The organism is Acinetobacter sp. GD03645 (assembly GCF_029845285.1).
GTDB lineage: Bacteria > Pseudomonadota > Gammaproteobacteria > Pseudomonadales > Moraxellaceae > Acinetobacter > Acinetobacter corruptisaponis.
The window spans coordinates 15,730-31,061 of sequence record NZ_JAOCLL010000027.1; the positions used below are offsets into that span (position 1 = coordinate 15,730).

The following is a 15,332-nucleotide window of genomic DNA, read 5'->3' on the forward strand; positions in this document are numbered from 1 at the left end:
AGCAAATTATCCATTGCTTAAACCCTCTGTTTACCTCTACCCAAAAACTCCCTTTTGCCACATCGCCCTGATGTGGCTTTTTTTTATGCTGCAATTTTAATTTTTACAGACATGGAGTATCTAATGAACCATATTGCTGAACCACAAACCAGTAAATCCACCGTATATTTACCATCGCCACCACAATCAGCTAAACCCCATCGTTCCCATGCCAAACGCTTTGCCAAAACCAAAGGTATGAGCCGTGAACAATGGTTACAGGTACGCAAACAAGGCATTGGCAGTAGTGATGCCGCAGCAGCCTGTGGGCTGAATCCCCACATGTCGATGCTGGAACTGTGGATGATTAAAACAGGTCGGATGCAGACACAGCCTGATCAACCAAATCAAAACAGTTATTCACCCTTATATTGGGGCAACCAGCTTGAACCTTTAATTGCCAACTATTACCAACACAAGACAGGTCATAAGGTGCGTAAGGTCAATGCGGTGTTACAGCATCCTGATCCTGACAAACACTTTATGTTGGCAAATTTGGACTATGCCGTTGTAGGCTGTGATGAAGTGCAGGTATTGGAATGTAAATCTGTCGGTGAATGGGGTACAAAACTGTGGCGTGATGGAGTGCCTTTATACGTGATTATTCAGGTGCAGCATCAACTTGCAGTAACAGGCAAACAGGCAGCCCATATCTGTGCCTTGATCTGTGGGCATGAAGCCAAAATCTTTAAGGTTGAACGCAATGAAATTGTCATTAACCGAATCATGGCTTCTGAACGGATATTCTGGGACTGTGTGGAAAGTGATACGCCACCCAGTGTTGATGCCAGTGAATCAGCCGCTAAAGCCCTGCAACTGCTTTACCCACAACATACCCCTTTACAATCCGTTGATTTCTCTACATTGGAGGGTGTAGATCAATTATTTACTGACTTATTGCATGAGGAAAAACAACTCACCGACCATCAAACCAAGTATGACTATCTCAAGCATCGGATTCAGGCATTAATGAAAGATGCTGAGAAAGCCATATTCACTCAAGGTACTGTGACATGGAAAAAATCAAAGGACAGTGTGGTACTGGATCAAAAGGCATTGTTACAGGCACAGCCTGAACTCCTGAAACAGTATCCACAACCCCGTCAGGGCAGCAGACGATTTAATGTTTATCCTGCAACAACCTAAATCACCTGACTAAACCGTTTTAGACCTATTTCCATCACACACCACATCAACCCATTTTATTTCCCTAAATTTAAAATTTGTGCAAAGCCACCCCGTTTGCCCTTTCTCCAGTGATGAAGAAAGGGCGGTGGAGCAGCTTTGCATGAAACACTTGAACATCGCACTACAATTTCTCCCATGACCGAATATTCAACAGGTTTTTTTATTTCATCAATCTTGAGGTGAGGGAGAGGTGCATTCAATGGATTTGGGGAATCCGTAAACAAATGCAATAAAGGATAATCACCATGATTAAAGGTTTAGCAATTACCCCACCTGTGTTGGGGCGTATTAGTATTGGCAAGATCGTCGAAAAGAATGGCAAGCGACTACCTGAAAAGGATGACCAGTTTACTATTACCAGTCAGATTCAGACTAAGGATGGCTGGGTAAAACATCCACTGGATGAGCAGCTTCGGACAAAGGCACAGAACGGCAAACTTCGTACCATTCCAGTCCGTATGATCTTTAATGAACCTGAACTCAATCTTCGGGCAGAGTACAGTTTATTTGACCGACAAACAGGACGTTTAATTTGCTCAGGCAATGGAGAAACCTGTCAACGTCTTGGTCAAAATGGGATTGAGCAACATCCATGCCCATCACCTGACCTATGTCCACTGGCACAGGGCGGACTGTGCAAGCCTTATGGTCGGCTGTATGTTAATCTGGATGAATCGGATGAGTTTGGCACATTCATTTTTAGAACCACTGGCTTTAACAGTATTCGGACACTGGCGGCACGGCTCAGTTATTATCATGCGGCATCAGGAAATTTACTGTCATGTTTGCCTTTGCAACTGACCTTACGAGGCAAAAGCACCACCCAAAGCTACCGTACCCCGATCTATTATGTGGACTTAACTTTACGTGATGGCGTGAATTTACAGGAAGCGATTAGCTCAGCCAAGCAGATAGATGAACAAAGCAAGGCAGCAGGCTTTTATCAGGAGGCTCTGGATTTTGTTGCAAGGCAGGGCTATGGCAATGCGAGTTTTGAGGTGGGTGGTGATGAGGGGCTGGATATTGTGGAGGAGTTTTATAGTGACCAGCAAAATGCTGTTGAGGTACAGCCTGATCCAACATCTACTCAACAAGTATTGGATGATGCTACAGGCATCAAACAGGGACTTCGGCAAAGTGTAAGGGCTGTAAACTAGGCTAAGGCTATTGGCAGAAAAATACAGAACTCGGGTTTGTATTGAGAGAAGCACCTCTCAATCACAAACTGGGAGTAATAACATCATGTCAACTATTGAATATCAATATCAAGTTCTTAATATCACTGCTGTGATTGGAATTACGGCTTTAAGTCGTTCAACCATCTACGCTCTCATTAACCCCAAATCTGACTACTACGATCCAGATTTTCCTAAGCCTATCCATTTGACTCAGAATCGAGTTGGTTGGTTATCACAGGAAATCAATGATTGGCTGGAGTTAAAAATCGCTCAGCGAGAAAAATAAGGGGAAAATGATCCCCTTATTTTTTTGTTGTGGATGGAATTGAAAGATGTTTCTACCTAAATTGGGTAAGCAACTATTTTTTAACAATACGAATTTTATTTTCACTTGATTGAAAAAAGGGACACAACCTGTCCCTAGCATGAGGTAGGCTGTTTGAAGTTTAAATTTCTGGATGTTCTGATGAGATATGTTTAAGGACGAGTTCTAGACCTGTTCTTGGGTCAAGTTCAAGAGCAATACAGTATTGTGCGTATTCAACCACATCTAAACGTCTGTCTCCCTCTTCAACTCGTTGTACAAACGAATGGGGTTTATTCATACGTTTAGCAAGGCTACGCATGGTCAATTGTTGGGCGAGTCGCTGGGATTTTAACCAGTCACGAAGTGCCACCATTTCATTGGTGTAGATGCTTTTTGTCATTGTATCTATTTACGGTACATTGACGCTTGTACTCAAATTGAGTACATTGTGGTAATGTTTATTTTTAAAGATTATTTTTTATTGATTTTTAGGATTTGAGAAATTGATCTTAGATGTAAAAAATCAGTAATTTTTAAAAAAAGGGACACAACCTGTCCCTGTGGCAGGATAGGATGACTGATTATTAATCTTCGGAGGCTGGTTCAGCAGATGAGGATGAGTTTTTTAGTACAGCATCTATACCCGTATGAGGATCAACACCGAGGGCAGTACAGTACCAAATATATTCAATGACATCTAAACGGCGTTCGCCCTGTTCAACTTTATATATAAATGAATGAGGTCGTGCCATACGTGTAGCAAGATTGTGCATGGTGAGATTTTGTGACTTACGCTGGCTTTTAAGCCAGTCCTGTAAGGCAAGCATTTCGTCTGTATAGATACTTCTTGTCATCACGCATATTTATGATATATTTCATTTTTGACCAAAATAGGAAAATGTATTTTGTTCAAATAAATATCGTTAAATGGACACAACCTGTCCCTCGAAAAATGAATAATTGCTGTAACGTTAGAAATAAAAATCGCAGGTTGTCATGCAAAAGGATACGCAAAATAAAAATGAGACTTTAGCCAATCGTTTGATTGATATTCTTACAAGGCTAAACTCAGGGGAAAAATTAACCATCAATATGCTTGCAGAAAGCTATGATGCCCATCCAAAAACCATCCGACGTGATTTAGTACGATTGGAAAGCTGTAATTTACCTATACAAAAAGAGGGAAAATATTTTTATTTAGACTCAACCTATTTAGGTAAATTAAAACTAAAAGATATTCAGTGCTTTGCCCAAATCTCAGGAATTCGACATTTATATCCTAAGCTCGACGTTTCATTTATACGAGAGCTTTTAGATAGTCGTGTCTATGATGCCAAAGGTTATTTTGTTGAAGATGCCTCACAGTTTAAAGCCTTATTTGAAGTATTTGGTGAAGCGATTCGTAAGCATCAACAAATAGGTTTCCTTTATAAAGGTGAACCTCGTGTCGTTGAGCCTTATAAATTAGTTCATCATCATGGCTGTTGGTATTTGGCAGCAGTGCGTAAAGGTGTATTGCGAGCCTATCGTTTAAGTCGGATTGAGTTATCACCACACCCCCATGAGCTTTTAGGCTTTAAACCTGATGCAGCGATTTTGACTCAATTAGAGGATGAAGAAAGTATCTGGTTTGGTCAGGAGAAGCAGGAAATTATTTTAACTGTTCATGCTGATGTCGCTTTGCACTTTCAGCAACGGCAGCTTTTGCCTGAACAGCAGGTCATTAAAAAGCTGGATGATGGTGGATTATTGCTGTCTAGTCGGATTACTCATATTACCCAAATTTTGCCTTTGGTCCGTTATTGGATTCCTCACCTTAAAATTGTGAATCCAGAGGGGTTGCAGGATGATATGGAAAAGGATTTGAAAGAATATCTAAACCTTTAAATATTTAATTATGGGGCTGTAGTAGATAAAGTTAAATTTCAGTCCATTTTAATAGCGTTTTAAGCTGTTGTTTGGGGCTGCCATAATTGAATCTAAACTCACATTCCTTAATAAACAACGGAAAGGCATTTCGGTCAATACCATTGTATTTTCGTAGTACTCTTTTTGCCTGATTCCAAAAGTTTTCAATCCCATTAATATGATTCTGGCCATCGGCAAAATGACTTGAATGATTGATACGATGATGGCTAAATCCTGCAACATCTAAAGCGTTATAACTATGCCAGTGGTCTGTATAAACTTTACTATTACGTTTGAGCAAACCAAAGACAATCACTTTGCCAGCAGCACCTCGACCACGTTTTCCTTTACGTGCTCCACCGAAATAGCTTTCATCTAATTCAATTTGTCCTTGAAATACTTCAATGGCATCTTGGTCAAGGTGATACATAATGATTTGACGAATTTTTCTATAGAACAATGCGGCAGAATTAGGTTGAATTCCCAATAAATCAGCGGCAGTTCTAGCGGTAACTTCAGCAATGAAAAACTCTAATAGCTTTATTTGAATTTTTCTATTTAATTTACATCTAGTTATCTTCATAGAAGTAGATTATCACAAAGCTAATCTACTACAGCCCCTTAATTATTATTAGTTTAGAGTTCATCTGTTTTAATTGTAACTTGTGTTTTTAATTTAAATCTAAGTAAGGAGCTTAGTATGAATATTGATAATTCAAAAAATGAATTATATGGGGATTTTGTTCAACTCGTTGATAAAGTTTCATCTACTGTCATTAAAACAACAGTTTCGCCTTTATCAGAACAAATTAAAGTCGTAACAGACGAAATGCAAACAACTGTGCAAGTACTAAAACAGACATCTAATCAAATAGGTCAGGTTGCAGCAAATACAATAAAGGAACAAGTTCTACCTATATCTGAGCGGATGGAGTCTGCCTCACAGATAGTCAAGAAAGCATCTGATGATATTGGTAAGATAGAAAATTTTCTTAATAAAATAAATAATAATACTAATTCATTGGGGGCACAGGTTGGTGAGGTTAAAAAACAACTAGGAGTCCAATTAGATGATGCTAGTCAAAAATTAGAGAATCAAAATAACAATACAAAGAAATTAATTGAAGAAGTAAAAACTACAATAGATCAAAATTCAGTTTCTCATAAAAAAGATATTGAAAAATTAAACTCAGTAGTTACTCAGTTGGGTTTTCAAATTGAGAACTTTCAGAAAAAACAAGAGAAGTTATTATACTCAATAATTGGTATTAATGTGCTTCTGGGGATTATAATTTTAGCTGTTATCTTCCACTTTGGAGGAAAGTAACATGAGTGATATTGTTGTAGGTGAGAATAAGGCTTTAATAGAAGCCTTTGATATCTATAAAAAGATAACAAGTAAATTATCAAATAATAATTTACTTGAAAAAGTGCGTACTCAGAATAGTGAGAATAATGAAAGATTTAAACAAGCTATTCACCAGTCCATTGTAGAAATTAAGGAGATCAATACGCAACTAAAACAGACTAAATTGGAGGGAAAGGCTAAATTATTTAAAGATGAATTAAAGAATTTCAATGAATTAATTGTGAAACTGGATAGATTGGAGCAGGATATGGAATTTCCATATATGCTCTATGTCATTGGTATGGGGAAAGCAGGTAAATCTTCATTACTAAATTCACTGGTTGGTTCAAAAGTTGCTGATGTTGGAACATTACCTAAAACATGGAAAACTGATTTATTTTATAAAAATGATAAAGTTGAAAAGAAATCCGTGAGAGTGCGTTACCGCAATGGAGAAGAAAAATTTTATACTGAACAAGAGGCAAAAAAATTAATTGAGGAAGAAGAGAAAAAAAGGGAGGATAGCGAAGAAAAATTTGATAAAGAATTTAGAAATCGTTCAAAGGTGCTAAATACTCCCGAAGAAAAAAGTGAACTACGTAGGGAACTACAAAATAAGCTTTTATATCGTTCAGAAGTATATGAAGTACGTTGGGGTTTAAATAAGATTAATGAGACATCTATATTAAATAAATTTTCTTTAATCGATACGCCTGGACTGTCACAGGCTCATGCAGGTACACATGGAGATGAAGGAATACGGGGCGAGAACGTCAGTGATTTTTATTATCAGGCAGATGGTGTGTTATGGGTATTAGATGCCACTACTTTATCCGCTATTACACCGAAAAAGGCTTTAGAAAATCTTGAGCAGTCTTTAGCAAATGCAAATACAAATGGGAAAAGTATTAATAACATCATTGCTGTATTAAATCATGCTGATAAAGTAATTGAACAAGGTGGGGAAGAAACTTTGCAGAAAGTTGTTCGTGCTGCAAATAATATTTTTGAGAATAAATTTTTAGATGTAGTTCCTTATTCTGCTAAGCAGGCAGTGGAAGCAATAAAAAGTAATGATCAAGATTTACTAGATAATAGTGGTTATAATCGGTTATGTGCTGTAGTTAACCGATATTTTTACTATAATGCGGTAGATTCTCGTATTACTTCTAAATTACAAGGATTTAGAGGGGAAATTAGTACTTATCAAAAGGATTTTTTAAATTTATATTTATTACGTTTAGCGAAAGACTTAAACCAATTAGAAGATCGTCTTAATAAAGCAGAAAAAGATTTGGATAGTTTACAAAAACAATTTAAGCAGGACTGGGAAATTAAATTTTCTGGTCATGTAAAAAAAATTGAAAATATGATCGATTTTCATGCAAAAAGAATTTTGGATATGTCTGAAAAAGAGCGTGAAAAATTTATTGAAGAATCTATATTTAGATTAGGAGAATTAAAAACTATACAAGAAAAATATAGTGATGAGAACATAAAAAAATTATCTGATACAGTTGAAAGATACCTTAAACAGGATGAAACTACTTTTTCAGAATATAAATATGTCAATGTTATTGATGATTTAAAAAATAATCATAATGGAAGTTTAAAAGTTAATACATCTGTAGCTTTAGGTGTTGAAGTTTTTGATGTAGGTGGCATGTTAATGGGGGGAGGACTAGCTATGGCAGGTTTAGCATTGTTGGGACCTATAGGATTGGCAGCAGGATTATTAGGATTCTTGTTTGGAAAAAGTAAGGAGGAAAAAGCAAAAGAAAGCATGAAAGAAAATTTGGAAACCTTAAAACGCAATTGTAATCGGGATGTCGAAAAATTTATAACAACAACGTTTACTACGGCACACGATACTTTACGTAATCATGCTGAAAGAGCATTTACCTCTTTACATGCTGGTTCTGAACAGACTAAAGATTTACAGAAATTATTTGCCAAATTAGATGCGATTGAAATTAAGGATGTTGATTTTCAAAGGAAATCATTTGCTCATCTATTATTTAAAGGGAGTTTATCATGAGTCAGCAACAATGTATGAATCTGGAAAAATTATTTAGTACCTCACTATTGCGTAATAATAAAGTTATTAATGATTTAGTAGGCTTACAGAATGAGCTTGATGATGTAACTCAACATTTAGCTAAAATCAAGTCTAAACAAATGACTACGCTTAAAGTATTTTTAATGGGGGAAGTAAAGGCTGGTAAATCAACGTTAATCAATGCTTTGGTTGGTCAAAATGTATCACCTGTTAATGTATTGGAAGCCACAGCAACAATTTGGGAAATTGGTTACGCTGATCAACCTAAAGCTACTGTCATTTATAAAAATGGTAGTAATCATGATATTAGCCATGCTGAAATGATGTCTCTATATGGTACAGATGCAGATATATTAAAGCAGGCTGGAGAAATTAATAAAATTATTATTAAAACAAATCAACATCAGTTTAAGGAATTGTTGTTAATAGATTCACCAGGATTGGGAACAGTGACTTCACAAAATGAGGAACTTACCACAAGTATTATGCAGGATGTAGATTTAGCATTATGGATTTTTAATGCTAATCATCTTGGGCAAACCAATATCCTAGAAAAAATAGAAGAACTAACAAAATTGGGTAAACCTATTGTTGCAGTGATTAATAAGATTGATGAAACTGAAGATAGACCTGAACAATTAGTACGTTATTTACGTCGTAATAGTGAAGAGTATTTTCAGGAAATTTTTGCTGTGTCCGCTTATAAAGCTTTAAAACAGCCTAAGAATAATGAATTTTCAGAGTATTTTGATGAATTTAAACAATACTTACTTGAGCAAATAAGTAGAAAGGCTTCACAAGTCAAAGCAGATAGTGTGGAGTCATCTTTAAGGGCATTAATTAATAGAGAAAAAGTGTTACATGAATCAGCCGCTAGAAAACTGAATAAATTACAACAGGAACAGCAAGATTATGTAAATGATTTAAATTACCAAGAAAAACGATTTAAAGATGATATTGGTATTACAATTGAAATGAAGTGTCATGAATTAAGTAGTGATATACAACTTGGAAATAAAATATCAGGAGGCAATGCACCTGGCTCTCTTGCACAAGATCATTTAAATCATTTAAACAATGTAATACAAGATCATTATGGGGCAAAGTTTCGTAATATTTTTGATGAAACTAATCAAAAGGCTGAACAGCGAATGATTAATTTTCAGCAAAATGAATGGCTAAGTATTAATACAGCTACTCAGAATGGCGGTGATATAGATGGCGTATTTAAAACCGCAGCTACGTCCGCAGCTATACATGCTGGAACTAGATTAGCAACAATAGCAGGAACGGCAGGCCTTGGAACAGCAGCAGGAGCCGCATTTGCAACGGTTGGTGCAGCATTGGCAACTGTAGCTTTACCTATGGTAATTGCTGGTGTTGCAGCTAGTCTAATTTCTAATCTGGGTAAGTCAGAACAACGAAATAACCACATGGACACACAAGTTCAACACTTACAAACTCAAATTGCTAGTCAAATTAAAAATCAATTATTAGATGAATATTCTAATCGTATTAAAATTAATTTTAATCATCTGATAAAAGAACATGAGAAATTAATTTTTTCTGGATTAGATAAAACTCAAATACGTCAATATGAACGTGAATTAGAGGATTATGCTAGACGGGTAAGTTTGGTTGAGTGATTTTGGTCTATTAATTTAAAATTTATACAGACAATTATTAATCAATATTTGTCTGTATTTTCATGGTTAATAATAAAAAAGGACACAACCTGTCCGCTCCATATTGAATAATAAAGCCTTATCAAAATGATAATTCAACAAGGGGCTTATTCAATGAAATTATCAAAATCTATTTTACTGGCAAGTTTACTTGCTGCAACTACATCTATTTTTGCAGATGACTTTATTTCTGCAAATGGGGTGAAGCTTACAGTCGGTGACTCACTAAAAACTGTGACAAGCAAACTCGGCAAACCAACAGAAAAAAATTCTGATTTCGTGATCTGGAAGCTAAAAAATGGCAATAAGATCGCAGCCCGTTTTGATCAATATGGCTTAAATAATGCAACATTAAGCGGAAACGTGTCTACTGATTATTTATATACAGATGGCATTAAGATTTTCCTGAATAAAGAAAGCATAAGTAGCATTGAGAAAAAACTCAAGTATGGTTGCTATCATGAGGGCTGGGGTGAGGGTGCACTTGCAGACTATGTAGTGAGAAGTGGTCCAGAGGGTTCAATCAATCTGATTTTTAATACTTGGGGTGGGGATATAACAACCAAGCAATTAAAAAGCCAAAAAGTATCAGCACTCAGCTTGGGTGATGATGAACCATTTGGTGAACAAAAATATTGCCACTATCGATAAATAGCTAAAAGGAATTTAAAATGAAAAAGTTAATTATCGGACTTACCATTGCTGTCTGTAGCCATTCATTATTCGCAGCGTGCCCAAGCCAGAGCAAAACGGTATTCAACTGTACAACGACCAATAACAAAGTGATTCAGGTCTGTGATGCAGGCAATACCATCAGTTATTCATTTGGTAAGGCAAATGCTACACCAGAGTTGGCAATCACAGTTCCTCGGGGTAAAGTCACCACTTATCAATGGGAGGGATTTGGACGCTATGAGAATTATGCGATTAATATTCCGAATGGAAAAACCATATATCGGGTTAATGACAGTATTGATAAGATAGAGCAAAAATATACAGCAGGTGTGGACGTGATTAGTAACGATTAACTGCTTGCTACAGTAGAGTGTGCGACCAATAAAAAAGTCATCAGTAAAATTCAGGGCATCAAACTTCGTCCTGAAATGTAATCCTAATTTTATCTTTCTCTAGGTTCTTATTTCATTTTCTCGGAATAAGAGCCTGAATTTTTTAAAATAAATGGTAATCCAATGAGATTATACTATCTTGTAGGGAGTCTATTACTTATCGCTGGGTGTCATGATGCCTCAAACAATAAGCCCAATGTAGATTCCACTGAAAAGGCTGAAGTGATTCAGGAAACACAACCTGTTAATGATACCGATGATCAATATAGTGCAGACGGCTTAACCCGTTATGAGAATGAAAGTGTAGAGGAAATGGAAACACCTCAAATTCCCGAAGAAGCGCCTGTACGAATCGACTTACAATTAAACCCTGCATGGGCTGAATATGGCTTAGGTATGATTGATGTGCAGTCCACAACAGATCAGGTAACGATTGAAAAGGTTATTCTCAATCGGGGACAGTGTAGTGCAATTGATAACTCAATTAAAATGCCTGTCACTTTGAGTTTTGGTCGTACCTATCGTGGTTATATCAATAACTGTAGTCTGGATAAGATTATTGAAATTCAGATTAATACCAATTTAGGTAATTGGACATTCAAAAGATAAAAAAGTGGGAAACTTCAATGTCGAGGTTTCCCATTTTTAAATTATGGATTAGCCAGTAAAGCTAATTTTTTGCCAACCAAGGCATAAGATTGAGTATTCACAATGGATGGGCAGCAAGAGGGATCATTTTCTGCATATTCATGGTTTTCAATGCTAATAATGCCATCTTTACTAATGTTGGTGACTTTGGCATCCAGACCAAGATTCAGATCAGTAATAAAATTGATCTGATCCTTTTGATCGGTGGTAAAAATAAAAACTTCATAGGTCATGGTTGTTGAATGGCAGTTTGTTTCCTCACAGAAACTAGCCTCAACAACGTAATCAGTCTTTCCATCCTGATTGAGATCAGACTTGATAATATTTTTTGAATTTAAGGCATATTTATAATAATCATCGTCAGAAGCAGAACGTCGGGATTCTTCATTTAAGAATTTAATCGATTCAGCAACTTTATTGTCAACCAAAGTTTCAATGCCTTGAAGAGTAGGCTTATTTTGAATAGCCTTTTCTTCAGTTTGAGCTTTAACCGATTGTTCAGATTTTTCATTTTCAGCATGTGGCAGAACTTTTTTAATGTTGTCACAGGCAGTTAAGAGAGACGCACTGCTGAGTAGTGCTAGAGTAAAAATAAAAGGCTTCATATAGGATTCCATTAAAGTGACCTATATCTTGTAAATGTCATGATATAGGACATTGATAGATATTTAGTTTTTTGGATAATGAATGGTTTTAATGACACGTGAGTCATTCTGCCGTAAAGGTAAAGGGGCTAATCGTGAAATGATGAGCAGGGCGATAAAACCAATAAAAGGTGTCAATATTGCTGATACCAAAAACCAGAATAAAAAAGATCGACCTTGACTATTGGCATACAAAGCAATCAATATTGAAAAGAACAGTAAAATGATAAAAGCCATAGATTCACCTTTAAGATATAGCCCTTACGCCAATACCTCCTTATGGGAAAATATTGGCGTTATTTGTGATTATTTAGTTGGTTCACCATATGGATTGCTATGGTTATCTCCCTCTGTTACCCACCAGAAGAGCAATAAAAAATAACCAATCCCTGTGAAACTAATCAGATACCACCAGCCAGATTTTCCAATATCGTGTAAACGTCTGGTCGATACCGCAAGAGCAGGTAAGAACATGCTGAGTAGCAGTAGAATAAGCAAAGGACTTTGTGAACCGAAAAGACCTGAAATAATCAGTAATAAACCAAAATAAACGAGGTTAAAGAACCAGAACTCTTTACGTCTAGCACGACCACTAAAATTGACATAGTTTTTTAGGCATTTTACAAACCAATGGAAACCTGAATATTTCTCTTCGCTTTGGTCTGTATTTACAAGATCAGCAACGTCAGTATTTATACTGCTACCGAGGGCTTTGTATATACCAATAGCTTGACCTGTCGCATTAAGGTCAAAATCAACTTTGGTTCCACGCTGAGGGGAGGAAGCGTCTTTCCATTCACTGCCTAAGAATGTATAGCGGTTTTGGTCATCCCCAGAGATAATGCCTGTATTGGTCTGAATTGAAAAATGAAGAATAGTACCTTTCATATTAGCTCCATATTGAACAAGTTTAGATTTCTTGTTTTGTAGAGCTATGATGCAGGGGCCGTAGGACAGGTGGTGTCCCTTATTGAAAAATAAATAAAAATTTTAGAAAAATATTTATGCAGCGATTTTAGCTAATTTGGATGTCGTATGTTTGCTATACTTAAATAAGACAATAACGATTTTTCCTTTCCAAGATAAAATCTCTGCATAAATTAGTATTTCAAGCTTCATTAAATAGTTCATAGGTTACTATTTTGCATTCTTCAATAAGGTTCTAAAAATCTAACTCCATTAAAATGAATTAAGTGAGTAGGGGCATCCGCAACCCAGACTTCAGTTTCCCAAGCAATATCACCTAAATATTTTCGCATAATGGCACGGTCAGGAAAGGCGGTGACATACACTAAACCAGCAGATGAGTTTGCAAATAACTGTGCCAGTTCCTCATGACGTTTGCCATCTACAGGACCATGACTAGTGACTGATTCAATGAGAATTAACCAATCTTTTTCAGAAAAATACAGGACGACATCTGGCATTTTACCGTGTTTGTTGATTGTCACACCTAGCTCTGTCAATAGAGTCTCATTAAAATGCCCGACTTTTGAACCTGTATCACCAGCATAAATAAGTGTGGAGTTAGGTGCAAATCGAGGCGCAAAATCTTCAATGATCTTTTTGATTAACTCACTATGAGCACCTGGCGTAAGAAGAATTTCAGTATTACTATCAATCTGTACAGGAACTAATAAATGTTCTCTTTCTTTTGCATATTTACAAACCAATGCATCTCGATCTGCTAAATATTTTTCAAGGTTATTTTCCCATTGCTCTGTACCAAAATTCTGCAACAAAGCTTTGGCACTAGGTTCGATCTAGTAAACAGTTTTCCCACTATTCACTGGCCGATTCGGCTCATCTGGATTATAAAGAATCAATCCAGCACTAACGAACTGATGTAAAGTCTGTCTTCTTACTGTCTCACGGGAATTTGGTGCATATTGTTTTTGATAGTACAAATTCATCCAATCCATAATTGGTGTGACACCCATAAGGGGAGACTGTAAATCTTGCCAGTTTCCATCAGGCCGTAAATCTAAAAGAGCCAAAAGTGTTAAGGCTGAACGTTCTTGCTGTTGTTTAGATGGGAAGCCCAATTGTTTTAAAATAGAGATTGCATCAGAAATATATTGATGGCTTTCAGACATTTTGAACTAACTCCATAACTCTCTGATCAATTTGATCTTGCTGTATTTGCTTGTATTCTTTTGCCCATAATCCTAATGCTTTTAACTGTTCAAGATTAGGGTAGGGAAGTTTTTTTAGATCACCGACATTAATTTGTGTATGACCGCTAAACTGGCGGAAATATTGGTCTACGATATTACTGTTTAGGTAAATAGTTAAACCTAGCGCAATTTCAGCATTTAAGCCCGATTTTTTGATATGAAAAACGTTGAGGTGGTTTTCAAAAGCGAAATATGAATAATCTGTTAATAAGCTTCGATCAAGGAAATGAGCAACAATACGATGCTTTTGTTCCTTTGGCGAAAAACGTCTAACAACACAATAGTAACCTGCTTGGTAAACCATTTTTGTCGTCTGCTCATTGAGCATAAGTGCATTCGGTTTTTTATGCTGAGGATTTGTCCAGATCAGAGATGAAATACCATCAAAGTGGCTAGGGTAAAATAGGGGCACATGCTGCTCTTTAGGAAGATCAAAACATAGTTCTTCTTTAACCCTGAAATCTACAACAGGACCTGTAGAGACCTGTAAACCTAATTCTTCCAAACTGGAAGAAAATAGGCGGTTGAGTTGAGTATCAGGTTGAGCTGTGGTGGGGATATGAATAAATTTATCCTTATCATCAGGATATACAATTTTAGAAAATGAATAAGATTCTTTTTTTAAGTTTTTAAAACTGGAATTAATAGAATGACTTATACATACGTCATTATTTTGAGTAGAACTTTTCCGTAAATGCAGAATAATATTTTCTTGTAAGATACTTTCATCTTGGAAAATATCTTGTCGAGATTCAAAAGTATGAATGGTTTTAATTACTGAGCGTTCTAAAACGAACTCTCTAAAGGGTTTAAAGTAAGTACCATTACAGAAGCTACGAGGTAAAATGACAACAAGTTCACCTTGATCTGTCAGCAATTCCAAACTCAAGGCAACAAAAGCCGCATAGAGATTGACAACTTCAATACCTAATTTCCGTAATAATAAACGCTCTTTAGATTTGGCATTAATTTTTTTATAGGGTGGATTAAGAATGATCAGGTCATAAGACTGTCTTTTTTCCAAAAGACTTTGAAAGGCAAAATCTATAAAGTTTTCATTACAAACTTCAAGTTTTGCTGGCTC

General features: G+C 36.2%; 19 protein-coding genes. 10 read left to right on the top strand and 9 right to left on the bottom strand.

The features are described from left to right. Positions 1-123: 123 nt before the first annotated feature. From N5J47_RS16730 to N5J47_RS16740, 3 genes are all read left to right on the top strand, one after another. Positions 124-1,185 carry a lambda-exonuclease family protein gene (locus N5J47_RS16730; protein ID WP_279961312.1) on the top strand — a complete coding sequence of 354 codons (1,062 nt, stop codon included), beginning with the start codon at positions 124-126 and terminating at the stop codon, positions 1,183-1,185. A gap of 287 nt (positions 1,186-1,472) precedes the next feature. Beyond that, positions 1,473-2,384: a hydrolase or metal-binding protein gene (locus tag N5J47_RS16735; protein WP_279961313.1), complete on the top strand. Its 912-nt coding sequence runs from the start codon at positions 1,473-1,475 to the stop codon at positions 2,382-2,384. A gap of 85 nt (positions 2,385-2,469) precedes the next feature. Beyond that, the gene (locus N5J47_RS16740; RefSeq protein ID WP_279961314.1) at positions 2,470-2,691 is read left to right on the top strand and encodes an AlpA family phage regulatory protein; all 222 of its coding nucleotides are present in this window, start codon (positions 2,470-2,472) and stop codon (positions 2,689-2,691) included. Positions 2,692-2,851: 160 nt separating this feature from the next. Here the strand turns inward: N5J47_RS16740 and N5J47_RS16745 are convergent, their stop codons facing one another. Next, the gene (locus N5J47_RS16745; protein WP_279961315.1) at positions 2,852-3,112 is read right to left on the bottom strand and encodes a helix-turn-helix transcriptional regulator; all 261 of its coding nucleotides are present in this window, start codon (positions 3,110-3,112) and stop codon (positions 2,852-2,854) included. Between the two features lie 184 nt (positions 3,113-3,296). Further along, positions 3,297-3,566 (bottom strand): helix-turn-helix transcriptional regulator, encoded by a 270-nt coding sequence (locus tag N5J47_RS16750; protein WP_279961316.1) that lies wholly within the window; start codon positions 3,564-3,566, stop codon positions 3,297-3,299. A gap of 142 nt (positions 3,567-3,708) precedes the next feature. Here N5J47_RS16750 and N5J47_RS16755 point away from each other — a divergent pair, with 142 nt between their 5' ends. Continuing rightward, the gene (locus N5J47_RS16755) at positions 3,709-4,599 is read left to right on the top strand and encodes a WYL domain-containing protein (protein WP_279961317.1); all 891 of its coding nucleotides are present in this window, start codon (positions 3,709-3,711) and stop codon (positions 4,597-4,599) included. A gap of 31 nt (positions 4,600-4,630) precedes the next feature. On the opposite strand, the gene N5J47_RS16760 is transcribed toward N5J47_RS16755, so the two are convergent. Continuing rightward, complete coding sequence (locus N5J47_RS16760) at positions 4,631-5,203, bottom strand: transposase (protein WP_279962418.1); 573 nt, start codon at positions 5,201-5,203, stop codon at positions 4,631-4,633. 117 nt (positions 5,204-5,320) lie between these two features. Here N5J47_RS16760 and N5J47_RS16765 point away from each other — a divergent pair, with 117 nt between their 5' ends. The 6 genes from N5J47_RS16765 (at position 5,321) to N5J47_RS16790 (ending at position 11,388) form a co-directional block, all read left to right on the top strand. Then, on the top strand, positions 5,321-5,947 hold the full coding sequence (locus tag N5J47_RS16765; RefSeq protein ID WP_279961376.1) for a hypothetical protein: 627 nt from the start codon (positions 5,321-5,323) through the stop codon (positions 5,945-5,947). 1 nt (position 5,948) lies between these two features. Continuing rightward, on the top strand, positions 5,949-8,006 hold the full coding sequence (locus tag N5J47_RS16770) for a dynamin family protein (RefSeq protein ID WP_279961377.1): 2,058 nt from the start codon (positions 5,949-5,951) through the stop codon (positions 8,004-8,006). Then, entirely contained in the window at positions 8,003-9,673 is a 1,671-nt protein-coding gene (locus N5J47_RS16775; RefSeq protein WP_279961378.1) for a dynamin family protein, read from the top strand. The genes N5J47_RS16770 and N5J47_RS16775 overlap by 4 nt, the downstream gene beginning before the upstream one ends. 153 nt (positions 9,674-9,826) lie before the next feature. After that, complete coding sequence (locus tag N5J47_RS16780; RefSeq protein ID WP_279961379.1) at positions 9,827-10,363, top strand: hypothetical protein; 537 nt, start codon at positions 9,827-9,829, stop codon at positions 10,361-10,363. Positions 10,364-10,383: 20 nt separating this feature from the next. Beyond that, positions 10,384-10,740, top strand: a complete 357-nt coding sequence (locus N5J47_RS16785; RefSeq protein ID WP_279961380.1) for a hypothetical protein — start codon at positions 10,384-10,386, stop codon at positions 10,738-10,740. A gap of 162 nt (positions 10,741-10,902) precedes the next feature. Then, complete coding sequence (locus N5J47_RS16790; RefSeq protein ID WP_279961381.1) at positions 10,903-11,388, top strand: hypothetical protein; 486 nt, start codon at positions 10,903-10,905, stop codon at positions 11,386-11,388. Positions 11,389-11,429: 41 nt separating this feature from the next. Here N5J47_RS16790 and N5J47_RS16795 read toward each other — a convergent pair whose 3' ends face one another. The 6 genes from N5J47_RS16795 to N5J47_RS16820 form a co-directional block, all read right to left on the bottom strand. Beyond that, the gene (locus tag N5J47_RS16795; RefSeq protein ID WP_279961382.1) at positions 11,430-12,032 is read right to left on the bottom strand and encodes a hypothetical protein; all 603 of its coding nucleotides are present in this window, start codon (positions 12,030-12,032) and stop codon (positions 11,430-11,432) included. 63 nt (positions 12,033-12,095) lie between these two features. Beyond that, positions 12,096-12,308: a hypothetical protein gene (locus N5J47_RS16800; protein WP_279961383.1), complete on the bottom strand. Its 213-nt coding sequence runs from the start codon at positions 12,306-12,308 to the stop codon at positions 12,096-12,098. 69 nt (positions 12,309-12,377) lie between these two features. After that, the gene (locus N5J47_RS16805) at positions 12,378-12,959 is read right to left on the bottom strand and encodes a DUF805 domain-containing protein (protein ID WP_279961384.1); all 582 of its coding nucleotides are present in this window, start codon (positions 12,957-12,959) and stop codon (positions 12,378-12,380) included. A gap of 263 nt (positions 12,960-13,222) precedes the next feature. Beyond that, complete coding sequence (locus tag N5J47_RS16810) at positions 13,223-13,813, bottom strand: BsuBI/PstI family type II restriction endonuclease (protein ID WP_279961385.1); 591 nt, start codon at positions 13,811-13,813, stop codon at positions 13,223-13,225. A gap of 21 nt (positions 13,814-13,834) precedes the next feature. Continuing rightward, positions 13,835-14,167 (bottom strand): hypothetical protein, encoded by a 333-nt coding sequence (locus N5J47_RS16815; RefSeq protein ID WP_279961386.1) that lies wholly within the window; start codon positions 14,165-14,167, stop codon positions 13,835-13,837. After that, positions 14,160-15,332, bottom strand: a 1,173-nt coding sequence (locus tag N5J47_RS16820; protein WP_279961387.1) for an Eco57I restriction-modification methylase domain-containing protein, incomplete at its 5' end; no start/stop codon positions are given. The genes N5J47_RS16815 and N5J47_RS16820, both read right to left, overlap by 8 nt.

Bases quoted from the DNA above. Each gene is read 5' to 3' on its own strand.
- N5J47_RS16800 (WP_279961383.1), bottom strand. From the start codon at position 12,308: ATGGCTTTTATCATTTTACTGTTCTTTTCAATATTGATTGCTTTGTAT.
- N5J47_RS16740 (WP_279961314.1), top strand. From the start codon at position 2,470: ATGTCAACTATTGAATATCAATATCAAGTTCTTAATATCACTGCTGTG.
- N5J47_RS16815 (WP_279961386.1), bottom strand. From the start codon at position 14,167: ATGTCTGAAAGCCATCAATATATTTCTGATGCAATCTCTATTTTAAAA.
- N5J47_RS16785 (WP_279961380.1), top strand. From the start codon at position 10,384: ATGAAAAAGTTAATTATCGGACTTACCATTGCTGTCTGTAGCCATTCA.
- N5J47_RS16770 (WP_279961377.1), top strand. From the start codon at position 5,949: ATGAGTGATATTGTTGTAGGTGAGAATAAGGCTTTAATAGAAGCCTTT.
- N5J47_RS16780 (WP_279961379.1), top strand. From the start codon at position 9,827: ATGAAATTATCAAAATCTATTTTACTGGCAAGTTTACTTGCTGCAACT.
- N5J47_RS16805 (WP_279961384.1), bottom strand. From the start codon at position 12,959: ATGAAAGGTACTATTCTTCATTTTTCAATTCAGACCAATACAGGCATT.
- N5J47_RS16735 (WP_279961313.1), top strand. From the start codon at position 1,473: ATGATTAAAGGTTTAGCAATTACCCCACCTGTGTTGGGGCGTATTAGT.
- N5J47_RS16755 (WP_279961317.1), top strand. From the start codon at position 3,709: ATGCAAAAGGATACGCAAAATAAAAATGAGACTTTAGCCAATCGTTTG.
- N5J47_RS16765 (WP_279961376.1), top strand. From the start codon at position 5,321: ATGAATATTGATAATTCAAAAAATGAATTATATGGGGATTTTGTTCAA.
- N5J47_RS16775 (WP_279961378.1), top strand. From the start codon at position 8,003: ATGAGTCAGCAACAATGTATGAATCTGGAAAAATTATTTAGTACCTCA.
- N5J47_RS16790 (WP_279961381.1), top strand. From the start codon at position 10,903: ATGAGATTATACTATCTTGTAGGGAGTCTATTACTTATCGCTGGGTGT.
- N5J47_RS16750 (WP_279961316.1), bottom strand. From the start codon at position 3,566: ATGACAAGAAGTATCTATACAGACGAAATGCTTGCCTTACAGGACTGG.
- N5J47_RS16730 (WP_279961312.1), top strand. From the start codon at position 124: ATGAACCATATTGCTGAACCACAAACCAGTAAATCCACCGTATATTTA.
- N5J47_RS16795 (WP_279961382.1), bottom strand. From the start codon at position 12,032: ATGAAGCCTTTTATTTTTACTCTAGCACTACTCAGCAGTGCGTCTCTC.
- N5J47_RS16760 (WP_279962418.1), bottom strand. From the start codon at position 5,203: ATGAAGATAACTAGATGTAAATTAAATAGAAAAATTCAAATAAAGCTA.
- N5J47_RS16745 (WP_279961315.1), bottom strand. From the start codon at position 3,112: ATGACAAAAAGCATCTACACCAATGAAATGGTGGCACTTCGTGACTGG.